17 protein-coding genes and 1 pseudogene are annotated in these 20,586 nt (G+C 75.1%); 4 read left to right on the top strand and 14 right to left on the bottom strand.

Annotation, left to right across the window (positions count from 1 at the left end; genetic code table 11):
* Positions 1 to 40 precede the first annotated feature (40 nt).
* From ACFYNO_RS38975 to bldG, 4 genes are all read right to left on the bottom strand, one after another.
* The gene (locus ACFYNO_RS38975; RefSeq protein WP_388022918.1) at positions 41 to 871 is read right to left on the bottom strand and encodes a hypothetical protein; all 831 of its coding nucleotides are present in this window, start codon (positions 869 to 871) and stop codon (positions 41 to 43) included.
* Positions 872 to 1,014: 143 nt separating this feature from the next.
* Positions 1,015 to 1,383 carry a cyclophilin-like fold protein gene (locus tag ACFYNO_RS38980; RefSeq protein ID WP_388022920.1) on the bottom strand — a complete coding sequence of 123 codons (369 nt, stop codon included), beginning with the start codon at positions 1,381 to 1,383 and terminating at the stop codon, positions 1,015 to 1,017.
* A gap of 130 nt (positions 1,384 to 1,513) precedes the next feature.
* A complete protein-coding gene (locus ACFYNO_RS38985) occupies positions 1,514 to 1,930 on the bottom strand; it encodes an ATP-binding protein (RefSeq protein ID WP_388022922.1) in 417 nt (138 codons plus the stop codon).
* Positions 1,931 to 2,098: 168 nt separating this feature from the next.
* Positions 2,099 to 2,440, bottom strand: a complete 342-nt coding sequence (bldG, locus tag ACFYNO_RS38990; protein WP_035847612.1) for an anti-sigma factor antagonist BldG — start codon at positions 2,438 to 2,440, stop codon at positions 2,099 to 2,101.
* Positions 2,441 to 2,711: 271 nt separating this feature from the next.
* Here bldG and ACFYNO_RS38995 point away from each other — a divergent pair, with 271 nt between their 5' ends.
* Entirely contained in the window at positions 2,712 to 5,084 is a 2,373-nt protein-coding gene (locus ACFYNO_RS38995; RefSeq protein WP_388022924.1) for a DEAD/DEAH box helicase, read from the top strand.
* Positions 5,085 to 5,195: 111 nt separating this feature from the next.
* Here the strand turns inward: ACFYNO_RS38995 and ACFYNO_RS39000 are convergent.
* The 7 genes and pseudogenes from ACFYNO_RS39000 to ssd all read right to left on the bottom strand — a co-directional run.
* Positions 5,196 to 5,543 (bottom strand): annotated as a pseudogene (locus ACFYNO_RS39000) (Rv3654c family TadE-like protein); the annotation flags it as partial.
* A 3-nt stretch (positions 5,544 to 5,546) separates the two neighbouring features.
* On the bottom strand, positions 5,547 to 5,879 hold the full coding sequence (locus tag ACFYNO_RS39005; protein ID WP_388022927.1) for a TadE family type IV pilus minor pilin: 333 nt from the start codon (positions 5,877 to 5,879) through the stop codon (positions 5,547 to 5,549).
* Positions 5,880 to 5,958: 79 nt separating this feature from the next.
* Positions 5,959 to 6,435: a DUF4244 domain-containing protein gene (locus ACFYNO_RS39010; protein ID WP_388022929.1), complete on the bottom strand. Its 477-nt coding sequence runs from the start codon at positions 6,433 to 6,435 to the stop codon at positions 5,959 to 5,961.
* A gap of 125 nt (positions 6,436 to 6,560) precedes the next feature.
* Positions 6,561 to 7,403 carry a type II secretion system F family protein gene (locus tag ACFYNO_RS39015; protein ID WP_388022930.1) on the bottom strand — a complete coding sequence of 281 codons (843 nt, stop codon included), beginning with the start codon at positions 7,401 to 7,403 and terminating at the stop codon, positions 6,561 to 6,563.
* A gap of 288 nt (positions 7,404 to 7,691) precedes the next feature.
* Positions 7,692 to 8,798, bottom strand: coding sequence for a type II secretion system F family protein (locus tag ACFYNO_RS39020; RefSeq protein WP_388022932.1), 1,107 nt, complete (start codon positions 8,796 to 8,798; stop codon positions 7,692 to 7,694).
* Complete coding sequence (locus tag ACFYNO_RS39025) at positions 8,795 to 10,102, bottom strand: TadA family conjugal transfer-associated ATPase (RefSeq protein ID WP_388022934.1); 1,308 nt, start codon at positions 10,100 to 10,102, stop codon at positions 8,795 to 8,797. The genes ACFYNO_RS39020 and ACFYNO_RS39025 overlap by 4 nt, the downstream gene beginning before the upstream one ends.
* On the bottom strand, positions 10,099 to 11,214 hold the full coding sequence (gene ssd / locus ACFYNO_RS39030) for a septum site-determining protein Ssd (RefSeq protein ID WP_388022937.1): 1,116 nt from the start codon (positions 11,212 to 11,214) through the stop codon (positions 10,099 to 10,101). The genes ACFYNO_RS39025 and ssd overlap by 4 nt, the downstream gene beginning before the upstream one ends.
* 712 nt (positions 11,215 to 11,926) lie before the next feature.
* On the opposite strand from ssd, the gene ACFYNO_RS39035 reads away from it, so the two are divergent.
* Positions 11,927 to 12,739, top strand: a complete 813-nt coding sequence (locus tag ACFYNO_RS39035) for an HAD family hydrolase (protein ID WP_388022953.1) — start codon at positions 11,927 to 11,929, stop codon at positions 12,737 to 12,739.
* 484 nt (positions 12,740 to 13,223) lie between these two features.
* Here ACFYNO_RS39035 and ACFYNO_RS39040 read toward each other — a convergent pair whose 3' ends face one another.
* Positions 13,224 to 14,120: an oxidoreductase gene (locus ACFYNO_RS39040; protein WP_388022939.1), complete on the bottom strand. Its 897-nt coding sequence runs from the start codon at positions 14,118 to 14,120 to the stop codon at positions 13,224 to 13,226.
* A 210-nt stretch (positions 14,121 to 14,330) separates the two neighbouring features.
* Here ACFYNO_RS39040 and ACFYNO_RS39045 point away from each other — a divergent pair, with 210 nt between their 5' ends.
* A complete protein-coding gene (locus ACFYNO_RS39045; protein ID WP_388022941.1) occupies positions 14,331 to 15,329 on the top strand; it encodes an ATP-binding protein in 999 nt (332 codons plus the stop codon).
* Positions 15,330 to 15,677: 348 nt separating this feature from the next.
* Positions 15,678 to 18,071 (top strand): SulP family inorganic anion transporter, encoded by a 2,394-nt coding sequence (locus ACFYNO_RS39050; RefSeq protein ID WP_388022944.1) that lies wholly within the window; start codon positions 15,678 to 15,680, stop codon positions 18,069 to 18,071.
* Between the two features lie 156 nt (positions 18,072 to 18,227).
* Here ACFYNO_RS39050 and ACFYNO_RS39055 read toward each other — a convergent pair whose 3' ends face one another.
* Entirely contained in the window at positions 18,228 to 19,181 is a 954-nt protein-coding gene (locus tag ACFYNO_RS39055) for a chitinase (RefSeq protein ID WP_388022945.1), read from the bottom strand.
* A 148-nt stretch (positions 19,182 to 19,329) separates the two neighbouring features.
* Positions 19,330 to 19,878: a hypothetical protein gene (locus ACFYNO_RS39060; RefSeq protein ID WP_388022947.1), complete on the bottom strand. Its 549-nt coding sequence runs from the start codon at positions 19,876 to 19,878 to the stop codon at positions 19,330 to 19,332.
* Between the last annotated feature and the right edge of the window lie 708 nt (positions 19,879 to 20,586).

Consider the following 20,586-nt stretch of genomic DNA (forward strand, 5'->3'; position numbering starts at 1 on the left):
CGTCGGCGCAGCGTGAGCGGGGCGTCAGTGCGGGGAGGCGTCAATGCGGGGAGGCGGAACCGCTGGGGCTGCCGGAGGCGGCGGCCGCCGGGCTGCCGCTCGCCGCGGGGCTACCGCCGGCCGCCGGACTGCCGGAGGCGGCCGGGGCAGGGCTGCCGGACTGCGCCGGCGCGCCGCCGGCCGCGGGCGACCCGCCGTCGGTCGGAGCGCCGCTGCCGGCCGGGGCACCGCTGCCGGAGGGCGCCGCGTTGGGCATCGGGCTGCCGGAGGCGGCGGTGCGGCAGCCGGGCTGCTTGGCGATCGCCTTGCCGAGGTCGCCGCTCTGCACGGTGGTCATCGCGCCGTTGGACAGCTTGGCCATCTGCTGGGCCTGGTCTCCGATGCTCTTCAGGCCGTCGGCGAACTTCGCCTGGTCGTCGGTGGAGAGCGCGGAGAGCTTCTGCTGCACGTCCTGGAAGCCCTGGGAGGCCTGTCGCAGCTCGTTGACCGCGTCCTTCTGGACGCCGGCGCCGTTGTCGACCTTCGGAGCTCCGGCCTTGTCCATCACGTCGGCGATCTGCTGGTTGGCGGTGACCAGGGTGCCCAGGTCGGCGGCCAGCCGCTTCTGCAGGTCCGCGGGCGCCTCGTCGGGCTTGACCTGGGCGGTGTCGGCGAGCGCGGTCCGGGACTGCGCGACCGGGTCGCGCAGCCCGTCGCAGACCTGCTTGGCCCAGCCGTCGAGCGCCGCACCGTTGTCGCTGCCGCTGCAGGCCGCCGCACCGGTGGCGAGCAGCGCCCCGAGCAGCGGCAGTGCGAGCACCCGGCCCGCGCCGCCCGCCCGGGAGCGCCGCGCTCCGTCCCGCCCGCCGTCCACCCGCACTCGCCCGTCCACCTGGAGAGCCCTCCGTCAGTCGCCGTCCGTCCCGGGTGAACCTACCCGACACCCCCCGACCGACGAGCCCGGCCACCGGAACGGTTCCCGGTACCGGGGCAGGCACAGGGCAGACACAGGGGCGGGCACGGGTACGGGCAGGGTCAGGCGCGCTCGACCCGGATCGGGTCGCCGGGGTGCACGGTGCGCAGCCGCTGCGGATCGCCGTCCAGTATGCCCAGCAGGTTGCAGGGGCTGGCCAGGCGGCACTCCTGGCCGCGCGAGACGGGGGTGGGGCCGTACGGCAGCGCCAGGCTGTCCCCGTCGGTCCAGAAGGCCACGGTGCCCGGTTCCACCACCTGCTGGGCGTCCGCCTCCAGGGGCACGCTCACCGGGGTGCCGAAGTACACCTCCTCGCCCCAGGTACTGGCCGACGCGACGATCGGCAGCGCTGCCCAGAGCGCCTCGCTGGTGGGGGTCGACCGCAGGGTCGCGGTGGCTTGGCCGGCCGGCCAGAGGATGCGGATCCGCATGGCTGTTCCTTCGCTGAGTCAGGTCGCGCCGGACTCGGCGAAGCGGCAGCTTCAACAGTCTGTCAATTGTGTCTCACGGCCCGGCGGCCGGACTCGGCCGCCGCCGTCCGGGTCGGGCTCGCACCGGGGCTCAGGCCGGGTTGATCGGCCAGCTCATCCGGATCAGGCCGCCGTCGTCGTCCTGGCCGACCTCGAGGTCCTCGACCAGGCCGGTGATCACGGCCAGGCCCAGCGCGTCCTCGGCCGGATCGGCACCGTCGCCGCTGCCGCCTGCAGGCTCGGCCGGCTCGCCGACCTGGCCGGCACCGTCACCGACCTCGATGACGAACCGCTTCTCCTGGTCGATCAGCGCGACCCGGACGGCACCGCCCTTGCCGACCTGCTGGTGCAGTCCGACGGCCCGCGAGCAGGCCTCGCCGACGGCCAGCCGGAGCTCGTCCAGCACCGACTCGTCCACGCCGGCGCGTCTGGCCACCGCCGCCGCCACCAGCCGTGCCGTCCGCACGTGTTCGGGCAGGGGGCTGAAGCGCAGTTCGACGGTTGCCATCTCTCCCTCTCGGGTCTCCCGCGCCCGGATACCCGGACGTCAGGCCAACCGGCCCGGCCGGGCCGGAAGTCCGACGGTCCTGGACCGCGAACTGCCGACCGCCGGGGCCGCTCCAAGGCAGTGGTCAGGCCCGGGCGCCCGCACCGCGGACTCCCGGGCCCTGCCAGGTCAGTCGGTGGACTCGACGGCCTCTTCCACCGAGGAGTGGATCGGGAACACCTTGGTCAGACCGGTGATCCGGAAGATCTTCAGAATGCGCTCCTGGGTGCACACCAGGCGCAGCGATCCCTCGTGCGCGCGCACCCGCTTCAGGCCACCCACCAGCACGCCCAGACCGGTCGAGTCCAGGAAGTCCACGCCCTCCATGTCGACGACCAGGTGGTAGCTGCCGTCGTTGACGAGCTCGACCAGCTGCTCGCGAAGCTTAGGGGCGGTGTACACATCGATCTCGCCGCCAACCTCGACGACCGTGCGGTCGCCGACAGTACGGGTCGACAGGGACAGGTCCACGGAACCTCCAGCACCTTGCCTTGCTAGGTCACATTGCGTTCTCTACGGCGACTCGGACAGTGTCGGCGACCGAAGCCGCCGATCCCGCCGAGGGCGGTCTCCACCGCCGGTCTCCACCGCGCGAACGGTCTCCACCGCATGGTCGAGCGACCGGCTCAGGTGCCGCCGGTCCGGCCAATCGGCCGCCACCGCATCATTCAACCACCTGGCAGCATGCCCGCACGATGGCTTGCAACGATTCTCCGTCACTCCAGTGACACACTGGGTCTCCATGCCGCCCAGCCATCGCCCGCCGGAAGCCCTGCTCGACACCCTGGCCACCGCCCGGGGGCGCTCCGACCGGCTCACCCATACGGAGCATCTCCCCGCGCGCCAGGGGCGGCACGCCCCATGGCCGGACTCGGTGCGCCCCGAGATCCGCGCGGCGGCCCTGGAACTGGGCATCCGGGAGCCGTGGACGCACCAGGTCGAGGCGATGAACCTGGCCAAATCCGGTCAGACTGTGGTGCTCGCCACAGGAACCGCCTCGGGCAAGTCGCTCGGCTATCTGGCGCCGGTGCTGAGCGACCTGCTGAACGGCACCGAGGCGCCGAACGGGCGCGGCGCCACCGCCCTCTACCTGGCCCCGACCAAGGCGCTGGCGGCGGACCAGCGGCGCCGGGCCGCCGAACTCGCCCCGGAACGGGTCCGCGCGGCGCTCTACGACGGCGACACCCCGCCGCAGGAGCGCGAGTGGGTCCGGCAGTACGCCTCCTACGTGCTGACCAACCCGGACATGCTGCACCGCGGCATCCTGCCGGCCCACCCCCGCTGGTCCACCTTCCTGAAGGCGCTGCGCTACGTGGTGGTGGACGAGTGCCACAGCTACCGGGGCGTCTTCGGCTCGCACGTCGCCCAGGTGCTTCGGCGGCTGCGCCGGGTCTGCCGCCGCTACGGTTCCGACCCGGCCTTCCTGCTGGCCTCGGCGACCTCAGCGGACCCGGCGGCGGCCGCCGAACGGCTCACCGGCCTGCCGGCCGTGGCGGTCACCGAGGACGGCTCACCGCGCGGCCCGCTGGTCTTCGCGCTCTGGGAGCCGCCGCTGACCGAGCACGTCGGCGAGCACGGCGCCCCGGTCCGGCGGACCGCCACCGCCGAGACCGCCTACCTGCTCACCGACCTGGTGGCCGAGGGCACCCGGACGGTGGCCTTCGTCCGCTCCCGGCGCGCCGCCGAACTGGTGGCGCTGCAGGCCCAGGACAACCTGGAGCCCCAGCTCGCCAACCGGGTGGCCGCCTACCGGGGCGGCTACCTGCCCGAGGAGCGGCGCGCGCTGGAGCGCGACCTGCACTCGGGCCGGCTGCTCGGCCTGGCCTCCACCTCCGCGCTCGAGCTCGGCGTGGACGTCTCCGGCCTGGACGCGGTGCTGCTGGCCGGCTACCCGGGCACCCGGGCCTCGCTCTGGCAGCAGGCGGGCCGGGCCGGACGGGAGGCGCAGGGCGCGCTGGCGGTGCTGATCGCCCGGGACGACCCGCTGGACACCTACCTTGTGCACCACCCCGAGGCGCTCTTCGAACGGCCCGTCGAGGCCACCGTGCTCGACCCCGACAACCCGCACGTGCTGGCCCCGCACCTGTGCGCCGCGGCCGCCGAACTGCCGCTGACCGCCGAGGACTCCGAGCTGTTCGGCCCGAGTACCGCGCAGCTGCTGCCGGTGCTGGAGCGGCGCGGCCTGCTCCGGCGCCGCTCCGACGGCGCCTGGTACTGGACCAGGCGCGAGCGGGCGGCCGACGCCGTCGACCTGCGCGGCAGCGGCGGGAACCCGGTGCAGGTCGTCGAGGAGTCCACCGGCCGGCTGCTCGGTACCGTCGACGCCGCGGCCGCGCACACCACCGTCCACACCGGTGCCGTCCACCTCCACCAAGGCCGCACCTACCTGGTGCGCGACCTCGACCTGGACAGCTCGGTCGCCCTGGTCTCCGCCGCCAATCCCTCGTACACGACCGCCGCACGGGACGTCACCTCCATCTCCGTCATGTCCACCGAGCGCACCGTGCGCTGGGGCGAGGGGACCCTCAACTTCGGGTCGGTCGAGGTCGTCAACCAGGTGGTCGGCTACCTGCGCAAGCGGATCGCCACCGGCGAGGTGCTGGGCGAGAGCAAGCTGGACCTGCCGCCCAGGACGCTGCGCACCCGGGCGGTCTGGTGGACCGTGACCGAGGAGCAGTTGCTGGACGCCCTGGTCCCGTTCGACCAGCTGCCGGGAGCCGCGCACGCCGCCGAGCACGCCTCGATCGGGCTGCTCCCGCTGTTCGCCACCTGCGACCGCTGGGACATCGGCGGCGTCTCGGTCCCACTGCACCCGGACACCGAGCTGCCCACGGTCTTCGTCTACGACGGGCATCCGGGCGGGGCCGGCTTCGCCGAGCACGGCTTCCGGCACGCCGTCGAATGGCTGACCGCCACCCGGGACGCCATCCGGGCCTGCGAGTGCGAGCGGGGCTGCCCGTCCTGCGTGCAGTCGCCCAAGTGCGGCAACGGCAACGAGCCGCTGGACAAGGACGGTGCGGTCCGGCTGCTCACCACGCTGCTGGCGGGGGCGCCCGGCGATCCCGGCGCACCGGGAGGTTCCGGCGGCCCCGCGGGTCGGCGCGAGGAGGGGTGAGCGTCGGCCGGTCCGGCCGACGGGCCGGGCGGGCTCCTCGGGCTCGGCGCCCGGCTGCGCGGGCAGGTCGAGGCCGTCGGCGTCGCCGAGCGACCAGACCGGGCCGGCCCGGGCCCGGCCGACGGCCGGTCCGATCGGCAGGCGGATCCCGTGGACCGGGACCCGGACCTCGACCTCCACGCTGTCCGCCGCGAAGTCGGCGGTACAGGAGACCAGGGCCGCCCGGTGCTCGGCGGCCAGCGCGGCCGCCCGGGCGCAGCCGCCGTCCTCGTCCAGCAGCAGCCGGCCGGCGGCCGCGAGCGCGGCCGAGTCGGCGGCCGACTCGGCGCGGTGCCGGGCGGCCAGCACCGCGCCGAGCGAGAGCGCGGCGCCGAAGACCGCGAAGCCGAGCAGCGCCAGGCCGACCATCCAGATCGTCGCGGATCCCCGGTCCGGGTCGTTGACGGGCTTGCGGCTCACTCCTCACTCCCTTCCGAGGACTGCCTCGTTGGCGGCCACGGCGACCGCCGACACCTTCATGGACATCCCGGACCCGAGGGCCCCGAGCCCCGGGCAGTCCGCCTCCACCAGCACCCGCACGGTGTCGCCGGACTCGACCACGTCCACCGCGGCCCCGGCCGGTGCCACCGCGCGGGCCCGGGTCGCCGCGTCCCGCTCACCGCGGGCGGCGGCCCGGGCGGCCAGCCCGGCCGCGTCGATGCACCGCAGCTGGGCCGCCGCGACCAGCACGCCCCAGACCAGCAGCAGCATCAGCATCACCAGCACCGGCAGCACGACGGCCGTCTCCGCGGTCACGAACCCGCCGTCCGGCGCGGCCCGGCTCCGCGCCGAGACGCCGGCGGCCCACCGGAGCGGGCCGCCCCGCGGGCGGCGGTCAGACCGCATGGAGCGCCCGGTCCAGCAGGTCGGTGAGCGCACTGGCGATCGCGCCACCGGTGACCGTCTTGTAGAGCACGGCGGCGAAACCGCAGGCCGCCACCGTGCCGATGGCGTACTCGGCGGTGGACATCCCGGCATCGGCCGCCATCCCGCGACGACCGCACCAGGCACGGGTTCTGACGGCGAGTCGCCGCAGCAGGTCACGGCGCTCGCGGCAGTCCGCTCGACAGGCGGGCGGGGAGGCAGGCGGGGAGTCGGGGGCATCCGGGGCGCCCGGACCGTCCGGGACGCCGGAGGCGCCCGGCGGGGCCTCCACGAGGGCGCTCCGCTGCTCGCGGGCAGCGACCGCCACCAGGCGGGCGAGGCCCTGGTACTCGTCCAACAGCGGTCCACGCGCGGGCCGCTGGATCGAGCACGGGGTGCGGCCGGCCATCGGGACGACGGTGGTGGCCGGGTGGATGATGCGGGTCATGGCGAGTACTCCGATCGGTTTGGTCACTGCGGCGAGCTCGCCCGTCCATGGGGAGCCGCCAACTGCTCCGACCTCGGGTGATGTCACTGCGAGGTCGATGAATTGATGAGCCATCAGGTAGGTCATCAGAGCCGGTCCGCGAAGGTGGAGACCAGCCCCACCACCACGGGTGCGATGCCGATCAGCACGAAGGCCGGCAGGAAGCACAGGCCGAGCGGCGCGGTGGCCAGTACCCCGGCCCTGCGCACCCGGGCGTGTGCTGCCCGGGCGGCCGCCGACCGCTGGGAGGCGGCGAGTTCGCGCAGCGGCTGGGCCGGCGGGGCGCCGCTGACCGTGGTTCTGATCAGGCAGCGGGCCAGTGGGGCCAGCACGGCGCTGCCCGCGCCGAACCGGTCCCAGCAGGCCTCCGGGTGCGCGCCGAGGGCGAGTTCGGCTGCGGTGCCGGAGAGCCGGCGCTCCATCGGGCCCCCGACGGTACGGGCCACCGCCTCGGCCGCCTGGGCCGGCGAGGTGGCCGACCCCAGGCAGGCGGCGAGCAGATCGGCAGCCAACGGGAGCTGTGCGGTGAGCAGTTCCCGTTCCCGATCGGCCCGTTGGTTCGCCGGGGAGTGGAGCGCCGGGGCCAACCGCCACGCCACCGCGGCGACCAGCACCCCTGTCGGCGCCCCCAGCGCTCCGGGCAGCAGCCAGGCGGTGAGCGCTCCGGCGAGCACCGCCAGGGCGGCGGCCCCGCCCGGGGCCCGTGCCGTCGGCCTCCGCCGCCGCCCGGCGGGCTTGCGGTCCGCGGTGGCAGCGGGTGGGGCGAGCCGGAGCGTCCGCCGGTACAGCGCCCGCCGCCGCAGTCGGCTACGGGCCAGACGGCCCGCGCAGAGCGCCACCACCGTTCCGCAGGAGAGCGCCACGGCGGCCAGCAGGCCGGCCGGCAGCACCGCGGGTGCCACCGAGTAGGGGCTGAGCAGTCCGCTCACCACACCACCCCCGCCCAGGCACTCACGACACGGCTCCGAGCCCGGGCCCCGGAACCTGGCCTCCCGGACCGTCCCAGAGCCGGGTGGGCCTGCACGGGACCCACCGATCCGGGACCACGGCGACCCTCCGGCCACAGGGCCCCAGACCCGTCCAGCGCCGGGGCAGGCCGCCCCAGCCGCACCGCCCGGCAGCCGAAGCCGCTGCCACAGGACACCTCCGACCGCAGGCCCCGACCCCGGCCCTGTCCCGGCGCCGAGACGCACCGCCCGGCACCCACCACCGCGCCGTCACGACGCGGCTCCGATCGCGCATCCCCAAGCCGACCGGCGCCGCGGCCCGGTGCCCCGGACCCGCCGGTCGAAGCCGCTCCCCGCCCGCCGACGTGCCAGCCCCCTCCCGGGTCCGGGCGGACCCGGTCGCCGGACGCGCTCGCCGGGCCGCGCTCCGCGCGAGCCGGACCGGCGGGCCGGCCGCAGCGGTACCTGCTGCCCGGGGCGGGAGCCGGTGCCGGCCCGCAGGCCCAGGTCCGCCATCGCCTGACGGACGATGCGGCCGGTCCAGAGCAGCCCGGCCGTCTCCAGCAGGGCCCCGCCGGCCAGGCAGAGCAGGCCGACCGGAGTGTGCAGCAGGATGCGCAGCGGCGAGGCGCCGAGCGCGCTGCCCAGCACCAGCCCGAAGGCCGGCAGCGCGGCGAGCAGCAGCGCCGTGGTCCGCGGCCCGGTCAGCTCGCCGCGGATCTCCTCCCGCAGCACCCGGTCCGCGCGCAGCGCCTCGGCCACCTGGTCGAGCGCGGGGGCGAGCCCGGTGCCGCTGCCGGTGGCCACCTGCCAGCAGGCCGAGACGGCGTTGGCACCGCCGCCGCCCGGCAGGGTGGCGAGCCAGCGCAGTGCCGCGGGCACGTCCGCCCCGTAGCGGGCGGCCGCGGTCAGCCGGGCCGCGGCCTCGGAGCCGAGCCGGCGGGCCACGTCCCCGCCGGGGCCGACCACGGTCTCCAGCGCCTGCTCGGGGGTGGCTCCGCTGCGCAGTTCGCCGGCCACGGCGGCGCACAGCTCGACCACCGCGGCGGCCCGGTCCCGCTCCAGCCGCCCGGCTCGCCGGCCGCACCGCCAGCGGCGGGCCGGGACGATCGCCAGGGCTCCGGCGACCGCCGGCAGCGGCGAGTGCTGCTGCCAGCCGGCGAGCAGCCCGCAGGGCAGCAGGACCAGCTCGGGCGCCAGCCACCCCGGCCGCCCCCGCCCCCGTGCCCACGGCCGGTGCCGGGTGGGCGGCCCGCCCGGCAGCAGCAGCGACCCCCTGCGCCGGCGCACCGCCCGCTGGTTGACCCGGAGCCAGCCGGCCACCGCGGCGCCGCAGAGCGGCACCACCGCCAGCAGCGGGAGCAGGCGCCCGGTCATCGGCTCCCCCAGGTGATCGGCACGCCCCGCGCGTTGCAGAGCCGCAGCAGCCGGTCCCAGCCGGGGCCGCAGGCCACCGAGTCGTCGGAACCGAAGGTCACGGCGGGCGAGGTGACGGTGATTCCGCCGGTGCTCCGGTCCAGGGTGTGCACCTCGGCCACCCGGCGCCGGCCGGTCCGGGGGTCGCGGACCAGGTGGACCACCAGGTCGAGCGCCGACTGCAGCTGGCTGTGCAGGGCGAGCCGGCCCATGCCGGCCATCGAGCCCAGCGCCTCCAGCCGGGCCGGCACATCGGCCGCCGCGTTGGCGTGCACCGTGCCGCAGCCGCCCTCGTGGCCGGTGTTGAGCGCGGCGAGCAGGTCCAGCACCTCGGCGCCCCGGACCTCGCCGACCACCACCCGGTCGGGGCGCATCCGCAGCGCCTGGCGGACCAGGTCCCGCAGTGTCAGCTCGCCGGCGCCCTCCTGGTTCGGCGGGCGGCTCTGCAGCCGCACCACGTGCGGGTGGTCGGGCCGCAGCTCGGCGGAGTCCTCGGCGATGACGATCCGTTCGCCGCGGCCGACCAGGCCGAGCAGCGCGGCCAGGAAGGTGGTCTTGCCCGCGCCCGTGCCACCGGACACCAGGTAGGAGAGCCTGGCCCGGACGATGGCGCGCAGCAGCTCCGCGCCGGCCCGGGGCACCGCCCTGGCCTCCACCAGCTCGGCCAGGGTGAACGGCTGCGGCCGGGAGATCCGCAGCGAGATGTGGGTACAGCCGGCCGCGATCGGCGGCAGCACCGCGTGCAGCCTGGTGCCGTCCGGCAGCCGGCCGTCCACCCAGGGCCGGGCGTCGTCCAGCCGGCGGCCGGCCACGGTGGCGAGCCGGTGCGCGAGGTGGCGCACCGCCTCGGGGTCGGGGAACCGGACCGAGGTCTCCCGGCGCAGTCCGGCGCCGCGGTCGACCCAGATCTCCTCCGGGCCGTTGACCAGGACGTCGGTCACCTCGGGCGCGCGGAGCAGCTCCTCCAGCGGGCCGGCGCCGACGAGTTCGGAGCGGACGGCGCGCACGGCGTCCAGCACCGAGTCGCCGTCCAGCGAGGGGCTGGTGGCGCGCACGGCCGCGGCCACCTCGGGGGCGCTCGGCGGGGCGCCCGACTCGGCCAGCCGCAGCCGGACGGCGTCCAGCAGGGCATCGGACGGCACCGGCGGACGGATCGGGACGGCGGCCGCGACCGGGCGGCGGCGCAGCGGCGTCACGGTCGGGCGGGCGGCCGGGGCGCGGTGCGCGCCGAACGGCGGGCGCGGGATCTTGCGGGTGGGGTTCACGGAGCGGTCCGTTCATCGTCGGTGGGCAGGACTTCGCCGAGGTAGGCGGCGCAGAAGCGGGTGAGCGGGCCGCGCCCGCGCCCGCCGGGCGGGCGGCCGCGCTCGGCATCGGCCGCCAGGCCCGTGTCGTCGGGGAGTTCGCCGGCCAGGCGCAGGCTCAGGCCGCGGGCGATCTCGGTGCTGCGCAGACCGGGCGGTCCGGAGAGCCGGACCACGGCCCGCAGGTCGGCCAGCCGCATTCCGACGGCCGCCGCGACCCGGCCGGCGGCGGCCGTGGCGCGCAGCTCGGCCGGGACCACGAGCAGCCCGGTGTCGGTCTGTTCGAGGGCCTGGGCGGCAGCCGGCTCCAGCAATCGGGGCAGGTCGAGGACGACCAGGCCGCCGCGCCTGCGGGCCGCCGCGAGGACCCCGCGCATGGCCTCGGGGGCGACCGCGGAGGTCTCGCCGCGGTCCCAGGAGAGCAGCGCCAGCCCGTGCGGCCGCGGGAGCGAGCGGACCAGCTCCGTCCCGCTGACCCGGCCGCGCACGGCGACCAGGTCGGGCCAGCGCAGCCCCTCGGCCGCCTCGGCGCCGAGCAGCACGTCCAGGCCGCCGCCGAGCGGGTCGCCGTCGATCAGCATGGTGCGGTGGCCGGCCCTGGCCGCCGTGACGGCCAGGGCGCAGGCGAGCGTGGAGGCGCCGGCGCCGCCGCGGCCGCCGAGGACGGCCACGGTCAGCGCGGGGGTGGTCACCCCCTCGACCGCGTCGGCGATCCGGTCCAGCAGCCAGGCCTGGGCGTCGGGCAGGAAGAGCACCTGCTCGGCGCCGAGTTGGACGCCGCGGATCCAGATGTCGCAGTCGTCGAGGTCGAGCCCGAGGAGCAGCACGCCGGGACGGCGGGCGAGCCCGGCGCAGCGCTCGGCCTGGTCGTCGCCGACGAGGACCAGCGGCGCACCTTCCCAGAGCCAGCCGGGCGGGACTCCCGCGAAGACCTGCGGTTCGGTGCCGACCGCGGCGCAGAGCCGGAGCAGTTGCTCGGTGAGGGCCGCGTCCTCGGTGAGGACCAGCGGTGCGAGGTCGGCGGGCTCCTCGGAGCGCGGGCCGTGCGGGTCGGTGGTGGTGGGCGTCGACATGGCTGCCTCCCCGGTGCGGCGAGTGGATTGACGGTCCGTCGGCCGCGCCTTCGCGCTGCCGATCTGGTGCCACCGTGCCGCTTGTGCCGGATTCCGTCAGCAACCGATCGAATCCTGTGGATAACCCGGGGGATGTGGATGGATGTGGATATCCGAACTCACTCGGATGGCCCAGCTTCACTCGTGCGAGGAGCCGTCCACGGCGAATTGACAGCCTTCTCGGAGGTCTCGCGGCAGCGCCAGATCAACTACCGTGAGTGATGATTTGCCCGCCCCGACGAGGGCCGGTTCCCGTCCGAACCGCAGCCCCCACGGCCCTCGGAGACCCCCGCGGAAACACCCGCCCGGGCCGGAAAACGGCCCCGGACATGCGACGACCCCCGCCGGGGGGGAGAGCGGGGGTCGTCTATCCACGGCCCGACTCGGGGGGGAGGAGCCGGACCGGGTTAGCACGGTCGCGAACGATCCGTGACTTCCATGGTGTACCCGAGCGGCCAGAAACACAAACCAGCAGGCCCCCGAGTCCACCGAATGGCGGTCTCTTCGGAACCGCCATCTATCCTCGGTTCCTGTGGACACCACCGAGAACGCCGACATCGCCAACGGTGCCGAGAACTCCGGTTCGGACACCGCACCGAATGCCGCTGCGGACGGCGCTCCGATCCCCACCGCCGCCGCGCCCCGCGCCGCCGCGGACGGCGCGGCCGACCCGATCGCGGGGGCGCGGGACCGCACTGCCGCCTTCTTCGACCTCGACAAGACGATCATCGCCAAATCGAGCGCCCTGGCCTTCAGCCGGCCGTTCTACCAGGGTGGCCTGATCAACCGTCGGACGGTGCTGAAGAGCGCGTACGCCCAGTTCGTCTTCCTGGTCGGCGGCGCCGACCACGACCAGATGGAGAAGATGCGGCAGTACCTGTCGGCGATGACCCGGGGCTGGAACGTCCAGCAGGTCAAGGAGATCGTCGCGGAGACCCTGCACAGCCTGATCAACCCGCTGATCTACGAGGAGGCCGCCGCGCTGATCGCCCAGCACCACGCGGCCGGGCGCGACGTGGTCATCGTCAGCAGCTCGGGCGCCGAGGTGGTGGAGCCGATCGGCAGCCTGCTGGGGGCGGACCACGTGATCGCCACCCGGATGCGGATCGCGGACGGCTGCTACACCGGCGAGATCGAGTACTACGCGTACGCGGAGAACAAGGCCGCCGCGATCCGCGAGCTGGCCGAGCGCGAGGGCTACCGGCTGGCCGACTGCTACGCCTACAGCGACTCGATCACCGACCTGCCGCTACTGGAGGCGGTCGGCCGGCCCTCCGCGGTCAATCCGGACCGCGGGCTGCGCAAGGAGGCGGCCGCCCGCGACTGGCCGGTCCTGGTCTTCGACCGGCCGATCGAACTGCACCGCCGTCTTCCCGAGTTCAAGGCCCCGAGCAAGACGGTGCTGGCCGCCGTGGCGATCGGCACCGCCTGCCTGACGGCGGGCCTGGTCTGGCACCTGGCGAAGCGTCGGCGGCCGGCGCTCTGACCGCGGCCCACCGGGCCGGTCCAGCAAAACGGACAAAAGGTAAAGACTTCGCCATTCGAGTTCCGTTTGCCCTGGATCCGAGATACAAAGGACTCACGGCCCGCGAGACCCGGAAGGACCCGAAGAGGTCACACCGACACCGCAGTTCAGGCCCACGGACCGCGTACAGCTTCCGAGCACCCACGTGCAGCCGACCCGCGATCGGGCCGCCGCACCAGGCGAACGGGCAGGATCCCCGCCTGATGGGCATGAACGGTGCACGCATGGTCACCCGGAAGGCTGTGCCAGCGGCGACATCAGCAGTCGGGATGTCGCCGCAACCCGTGTCACGAGCCTTTTTCTCGCGACCCGAGGCCCGCGACCCACGCCCCGTAACCCAGGACTCTGCCCCGGCGTTCGAGCGGCTGACGGCCCGTCAGCCGCCCTCCGCACGCCGGGCGCGGCACGTCCGGGACCGGCCGCCCGGCCGGCCGGACCGCCCCGCTCAGACCATCCCGCGCTGCATCGCCTCGCAGACCGCCGTGCTCTCCCGCACACCGAGTCCCAGTGCCCGCCCGCAGTGCGCGATCCAGGTCGCCAGCCCCTCCGGCGTGCCGGTGGCGTAACCGGCCAGCGCGGCCCGGTAGGACGCGGTGCCGAGCTCGACCAGGCCGACCTCGGTCGGGCAGATCGCCTTGGGGTCCAGGCCCTCGGCGATCAGTACGATCCGCTGGGCCGCCCGGGCCACCAGGCCGTTGTGGCTGCGGAACGGCCGCAGCGCGAGCAGTTCGCCGTGCACCACCGCGGCGGTGACCAGGGCCGGCGCACCGCCGGGCGCTCCAGCGGTGCGGGCCACCAGGAGCTGGGCCAGCTGGTCCAGCCGGGCCGCGACCTCGCCCGCGGACGGCGCCGCCGGCAGCGGCGGCGCGCCGTCGACCGCCGCACCGCCCGGCTCCACCGCGGTCAGCTCCAGCGGGAACAGCTCTTCGGGCTGCTCGCCGTCCCGCCGCGGCCGGCCCGCCGAACCGTCGCCGGGGCCCTCGCCGTCCCCCGCCGCGAGGAGGTGCAGCCGAGCCAGCACCTGGAGCGGGGAGGTCCGCCAGATGCTCAGCAGCTGGCCGGCCTCGGCCGAGATGCGTAGTGCGCCGCCGACGACCCGCTCCTGCTCGCCGGAGCTGAAGTCGCTGCGGCGGCGCACCTCCTCCAGCGGCCAGTCGGCGCCGGAGAGCGCGGCCGAGGCGCGCGCACCGCGCAGCGCGGCCTCCGAGGTCACCTCGGGGGCGCGCCGGCGCATCACCCGGTGCCCGTAGAGCCGGTCGACGGCCTTGCGGACCTCGGCGACGGTGTCGGACACCCCGGGCAGCTCGGCGAGCGGGGTCAGCGGATCAGTTCCAGTGCTCACCTACCCGAGGGTAATGAACCACCCCGGGAGCCCGGTACAGCAACCCCGGCATCACCCGTTCGAGGCAATCCTCGGTTCCCCGGGTCGGCCGCGCGCAAACCCGGTCTACGATGAGGCCTATCGAAGACGATAACGATTACCAACAAGGGTCCGCGTCGCGCCCGCGCGGCGCCGGGCCCGCGTGATCGACCGAAGGGAGCCGTAGTCCAGATGAAGATCGCCTTCGTCGGCAAGGGCGGCAGCGGCAAGACCACGCTGTCCGCACTGTTCATCCGCCACCTGGCCGCCACCGGCCGACCGGTGATCGCCGTGGACGCCGACATCAACCAGCACCTCGGTCCCGCCCTCGGCCTGACGGACCGGCAGGCGGCCGAGCTGCCCTCGCTCGGCGCCCACCTGCCGCAGATCAAGGAGTACCTGCGCGGCGGCAACCCGCGGATCGCCTCCGCCGAGGCGATGATCAAGACCACTCCGCCCGGCAGCGGCTCCCGGCTGCTGCGGATCGTCGAGGAGAACCCGGTCTACGCGGCCTGCGCCCGGCCGGTGGCGCTGGACGAGGGCTCGGTGCGGCTGCTGGTCACCGGCACCTTCGCCGAGGAGGACCTGGGCGTCGCCTGCTACCACTCCAAGGTCGGCGCGGTGGAGCTGCTGCTCAACCACCTGGTGGACGGGGGCGACGAGTACCTGGTGACGGACATGACCGCCGGCTCGGACTCCTTCGCCTCCGGCCTCTTCACCCGCTTCGACCTCACCTTCCTGGTCGCCGAGCCGACCCGGAAGGGCGTCTCGGTGTACCGGCAGTACAAGGAGTACGCGCGGGACTTCGGGGTCGCACTGCGGGTGGTCGGCAACAAGGTGCAGAGCGCGGACGACCTGGCCTTCCTGCGGCGCGAGGTGGGCGACGACCTGCTGACCGCCTTCGGGCAGTCCGACTGGGTGCGGCGACTGGAGCAGGGCGCCGAGCCGGGCCTCGGCGAGCTGGAGCCGGAGAACCGGTCCGCGCTGGAGCTGCTGCACGCCGCGGTGGACGCGGCCTTCGCCGACCGGGACCCGCGCCGGTACGCCGACCAGGCGGCGCACTTCCACCGCCGCAACGCCGAGAGCTGGGGCAATGCCAAGGCCGGCGCCGACCTGTCCGAGCAGGTGGACCCGGACTTCGTGCTGCCCGACGGCCGCACCGTGCAGGAGCAGGCCGCGGCCGCGGTCTGAGACCTGACGCGCAGGCAGGAGAGGGGCCGGTGCCCGCACCCTTGGTGGTGCGGGCACCGGCCCCTTCGCCGTCCGCGTCCGACCCGCGGGTGGTTGACCACCCGTCAGGCGCACAGCCGGCGGACAGCGGGGCGCCCGTTCGGCCGCACGCGCCAGCCACCCGGGTGAATGTCGCTGCGAGGACTCTCCGCCCAGGTCACACTATGCGAAGCTTCCATTACCGATCGTTTACCAACTCTTGGTGCTCCTGGGCCGTAACCGAACCCGGACCCCGGACCCGTCGGCCGCTGCGGCACCCCCGCCCGCCCCGGCCACCGCCCTCGTCCCCACGGAAAGACGGGAAGTCCCGTGACCCCGCACACCCCCCACACCGCCCAGCTCCCCGTCCCGCAGGACGGGGCCGACCCCTCCGGCAGCACGGTGGACAGCCACGCCCCGCCGGGCTCGGCCGCGACGACCCCGACGGCGGCCTCGACAGCGAGGACGGCCGGCCGGCCGGCGGGCCGGCGCGGGCTCCCCACCGTGCAGGACCTGGCCGCCTCGCTGGTGGTCTTCCTGATCGCCGTGCCCATCTCGCTCGGCATCGCGCTCGCCGTGGGCGCCCCGCTCACCGCGGGCCTGGTCGCGGCGGCGGCCGGCGGCATCGTGGCCGGCCTGCTCGGCGGTGCTCCGCTCCAGGTGACCGGCCCGTCCGCCGCGCTCACCGTGGTCGTCGCCGGGCTGGTCCCGCGCTACGGCTGGCAGGCCACCTGCGCCATCACCATCGCGGCCGGCCTGCTGCAGCTGCTGCTCGGCGCCCTCCGGGTGGCCCGGTCCGCGCTCGCCCTCTCCCCGGCAGTGGTGCACGGCATGCTCGCCGGCGTCGGCCTGACCATCGCCCTCGCCCAGCTCCACGTGGTGCTCGGCGGCTCGCCGCAGAACTCGGCGCTCGCCAACCTGGCCGCGCTGCCCCGCCAGCTGACCGGTCCCCAGCCGGCCGCGCTCGCCGTCGGGCTGCTCGCGCTCGCCCTGCTGTACAGCTGGCCCAGGCTCCATCTGCTGCCCGGCCGGGCCGGCCGGATCGGCGCCCAGCTCGGGCGGGTCCCGGCCGCGCTGGTCGCGGTCGGGGCCGGGACGGTGCTGGCGGCGGCCGGCGACCTCCGGCTCGCCGGGGTCGAGCTGCCGAGCTGGAGCGAGCACAGCCTGGCGGTGCTGCCCGGCGGACCGGCGCTCGGCATCCTCGGCGCGGTGCTGACCGTCGCCGCGGTGGCCAGCGTGGAGTCGCTGCTCTGCGCCGTCGCGGTGGGCCGGCTGACCGGCACCACCGGCGACCTCGACCGGGAGCTGCGCGGCCAGGGCCTGGCCAACCTGGTCTCCGGCCTGCTCGGCGGCCTCCCGGTGGCCGGCGGTGTGGTCCGCAGCTCGGCCAACATCCAGATCGGCGCCCGCAGCCGCTGGTCCTCCACCCTGCACGGGGTCTGGCTGCTGCTCGCCGCCCTGGTGCTGACCGGCGGGATGCGGCGGATCCCGCTCGCCGCGCTGGCCGCCCTGGTGCTGGTGGTGGGCCTCCAGATGGTCAGCCTGGCGCACATCCGGCGGGTGCACCGGCACCGGGAGTTCACCGTCTACGCGGTGACGGTGCTCGGCGTGGTGGTCCTCGGGGTCCCGCTCGGGGTGGCGGCCGGCGCGGTGACCGCCGCACTGCTCGCCCTCTACCGCCTGACGCACGCCCGGGTGGAGGTCGCCGCCCTGCCCGACGGCTCCCACGAGGTGCGCACCCACGGCCCGCTCACCTTCGTCGCGGTCCCCCGGCTGAGCCGCGCGCTCGCCTCGGTGCCGGCCGGCACCGAGGTGACGGTCCGGCACGACGGCGCCTTCCTCGACCACGCCGCCTACGAGGCCCTGCACCACTGGCGGGACAGCCACCAGGCCCACGGCGGCCGGGCCACCCTGCTGACCGACCCGGCGCAGCACGAGGCGATGGACCCGGACGGCACCCTGCGCGGCGACCACTCCGCCGACCAGCACCGCTGCCGCCCGTGGACGCCCTGGGTCGGCCACCACTGCATCGACCGCTCGGCGGGCGATCCGCGCGGCCGGCTGATGGAGGGGGTACGCGGCTTCCAGGAGCACACCGCGGCCCTGGTCCGGCCCGAGCTGGCCCGGCTGGCCCGGGAGGGCCAGACCCCGTCCGAGCTCTTCCTCACCTGTGCGGACTCCCGGCTGGTCACCAGCATGATCACCAGCAGCGGACCGGGCGACCTGTTCACCGTCCGCAACGTCGGCAACCTGGTGCCCGCACCGCACGAGCCCGGCGCCGCCGACGACTCGGTGGCCGCGGCCGTGCAGTACGCCGTCGAGGTGCTGGAGGTGCGCTCCATCACGATCTGCGGGCACTCCGGCTGCGGGGCGATGAACGCGCTGCTCAACGGGGTGCACGAGCAGCCCGGGCGGCCGACCCCGCTGGCCCGCTGGCTGCGCAACGGGCGCGGCTCGCTGGCCCGGCTGGCCCGGGTGCCGGCCGAGTTCGCCGACCGGCCGGTGGCGGACCGGGTGGAGGAGCTCTGCATCACCAACGTGGTGCAGCAGTTGGACCAGCTGATGGCCAACCCGGCCGTCGAGCAGCGGGTGCTGGCCGGCGAGCTTCGGCTGGTGGGCATGTACTTCGACTTCGCGACCGCGCAGACCTATGTGCTCGATCGCGGGACCGGCCGGTTCGAAGCCGTGGTGGGGGCGGCCCGGGAGATCGCCACCGCCGCCTGACCGGTCGGCCCCGGGCGGGCCGGGGCCGACCACCCGGGCGGGTCCGTCACGGCGGACCCGCCCGGACCTCCCGACGCCCCACCAGCGGGGTCATTACTCCCCCACCCGGCCGCACACCCCAGGGCGGCCGGCGGCGGGCAGCGGGCAGCGGGCAGCTCAGCCGGTGATCTTGTTGAAGGTCTTCGAGTACGCGTAGCCGGTGCCCTTGTCGTAGCCGTCGACCTCCCAGAAGGCGAGCTCCTGGACCCCGCGGGCGGCGGCGAAGCTTTCCAGGGTGGCGGCGTTGGCCTTGGTGAAGTTCTCGTTGTCGTCGTTGCGGCCGGCGATCGGCGTCAGGCCGAGCTTGGCCCAGAGCTGGGCGGAGGTACCGCCGTAGATCGGGGCCAGCTGGCCGTGGGTGGCGTTGGCCGCGGATTCGGCGTCGTTCAGCGCGTTCTGGCCGTCGCCGAAGTCCATGGTCATGATGTTGACCAGGTTCACCTTGACGCCCTTGCCCTTGGCGTCCTTGAGCAGGTTGAGGGCGTTGGACTCCAGCCCGGTCGGGTCCACCGGGACGGTGAAGTCGACCTGGACGGCCGGGTCGGACTTCTGCAGGGCGGCCAGCGCCTGGTCCCGGCGGGAGTTGGCCGCGGTGTCGTCCAGCACACTGCCCTCGATGTCGAAGTCGAGCCGGGTGACGCCGTAGGTCTTCACGACGTTGGCGTAGGCCGCGGTCAGGGCCGAGACGGAGGTGCAGGTCTGGGCGAGCTCGCCGCCGGCCTCGCCGCCGAACGAGATGATCACGTTCCCGCCCGCCGCCTTGAGCGCGTTGACCTGCGAGGTGAAGGCCGGGAGCGGGTCGTTGCCGTCCTCCCACATCGGGGTGCAGCCGGACTTCGGGGTGAGGAAGGCCAGCGTGTAGAAGTGCAGGCCGCTGGCCGCCCGGTCGGCGGCCAGGTCGCCCGCGTCGGAGCCGCTGATCTGCAGGTAGGGAGCGGCGTAGTGGGCGGGGAAGGCCGCGGTCGCCGCCTGGGCGGGCGCGGCCGCCATCGCAGGCCCCGCCAACAGGGTGGCGGCAGCGGTGGCGGCGGTGAACACGGGAAGTCGGCGGGTCTTCCGCGAAGTGGTCATGACGGCCTCTCAGGTCTGGTGGGGCAGCTCTGACAGCGACGACCGAGCTAGTTAGTAAGCTTTCTTAACTTGCCCAGTCGCCCGATGCTGCCGCCAGCAAGCTGAACATGTCAAGACCACTGCAGCGGCCCGCCCGCTGCCCGAGCGGTCACTCCGGCGATCGCTCCAGCAGGCGGCCCAGGTCGGCCGGCGTCACGTAGCCCGGCCAGCGCCCGTCCGTGAAGAGGTTGACCCCTGCGTCCTGGTAGCACTGGTCGACGAGCTGGGAGCAGATCATGTGCCGGGTGTCGGCCACGTAGTGCTTGAGCAGCCCGCTGCCGGGCAGCCGGAAGCGGTGGGCGGCCAGGGCCAGGTAGTCGAGGAAGCTGTACGGCACCCCGACGTAGCGATGGGCGGCGGCGACCACGGCGGCCCGCTGCTCCTCCGTCAGGTCGACGTGCCCGGTGGACCAGCGGACCGGGCGGTCCCGGTACTCCCCGGCCGGCGACTGAACGGCGCCGCCCGGCTCGGCCTCGACCAGCGCGTCGTCGTCGACCAGGACCACGGCGTGCTCGTAGTCGGCGAAGCCGTCGCCGTTGAGCCACTGCCCGAACCGGATCAGCCGCCCGACCGTGCCGGCCATCCGGACGACGGCGAAGTCCCCGGGCCGGGGCGCGGGAGGCGCGGCGGCATCGGGCGCGGAGGCCTGCGCGGGCACGGCGGGAGGTGCGGAAGGGGCGGAAGGGGCGGAGTGGGCGACTTCCGGAGCAGCGGGTCGGCTCTCCGAGAGTTCCGGCGGATTCGAAGGGTTCGAGGGATTCGACATGGTTCAGCTCCCCGAGGACGCCGCACCAGCAGAAGCAGCCCGCGCACCGGGGGCGGCGCCGATCCCGATCGGGCGGGTACTCGCAGTGGAGTACGGCCATCACGCTCCGTCAAGACTCCGCGACCCTCCGCCACCCGGTCGGCCTACCGTCCTACCCCGGAGCTCCGGCCACCGCCCGCCGCCGACCCCGCGCCGCCGCCACCGCGCGCCCGCACCCGCGCCGTGACACGCCCGGTGAAGCGGAGCGCGCCCGGCGTACGGCGCCCACGAACCGTCCCCGCCTCCCCCGGCGACCCCGGAGCGTCCACCGAGGCAGCGGCGATCGACCGGCCGGCAAACGATCAGAGGTCTACACCAATTTCTCGGTGCCCCTTGTCAACAGACCTGTTCCCCTGGTGAGCTGTGCGATGGGACACACGGGACAATCCCTAGGCGGGGACGGATCCCGCAGCAGTGGGCTTATCTCCGCAGGCCGCGGGGGAAAGCTCCATGAGACAGACTCGATGAGGAGTTCGCGTTGAGCAACGAGAGCCTGGCCAATCTGCTCAAGGAGGAGCGGCGTTTCGCTCCGCCCGCAGACCTCGCCGCGGCCGCCAACGT

The organism is Kitasatospora sp. NPDC006697 (assembly GCF_042869935.1).
Lineage (GTDB): Bacteria > Actinomycetota > Actinomycetes > Streptomycetales > Streptomycetaceae > Kitasatospora.

Coding starts and splice junctions, on each gene's coding strand:
- ACFYNO_RS38980 (WP_388022920.1), bottom strand. CDS start 1,383: ATGCGGATCCGCATCCTCTGGCCGGCCGGCCAAGCCACCGCGACCCTG.
- ACFYNO_RS38985 (WP_388022922.1), bottom strand. CDS start 1,930: ATGGCAACCGTCGAACTGCGCTTCAGCCCCCTGCCCGAACACGTGCGG.
- ACFYNO_RS38995 (WP_388022924.1), top strand. CDS start 2,712: ATGCCGCCCAGCCATCGCCCGCCGGAAGCCCTGCTCGACACCCTGGCC.
- ACFYNO_RS39010 (WP_388022929.1), bottom strand. CDS start 6,435: ATGACCCGCATCATCCACCCGGCCACCACCGTCGTCCCGATGGCCGGC.
- ACFYNO_RS39020 (WP_388022932.1), bottom strand. CDS start 8,798: ATGACCGGGCGCCTGCTCCCGCTGCTGGCGGTGGTGCCGCTCTGCGGC.
- ssd (WP_388022937.1), bottom strand. CDS start 11,214: ATGTCGACGCCCACCACCACCGACCCGCACGGCCCGCGCTCCGAGGAG.
- ACFYNO_RS39045 (WP_388022941.1), top strand. CDS start 14,331: ATGAAGATCGCCTTCGTCGGCAAGGGCGGCAGCGGCAAGACCACGCTG.
- ACFYNO_RS39055 (WP_388022945.1), bottom strand. CDS start 19,181: ATGACCACTTCGCGGAAGACCCGCCGACTTCCCGTGTTCACCGCCGCC.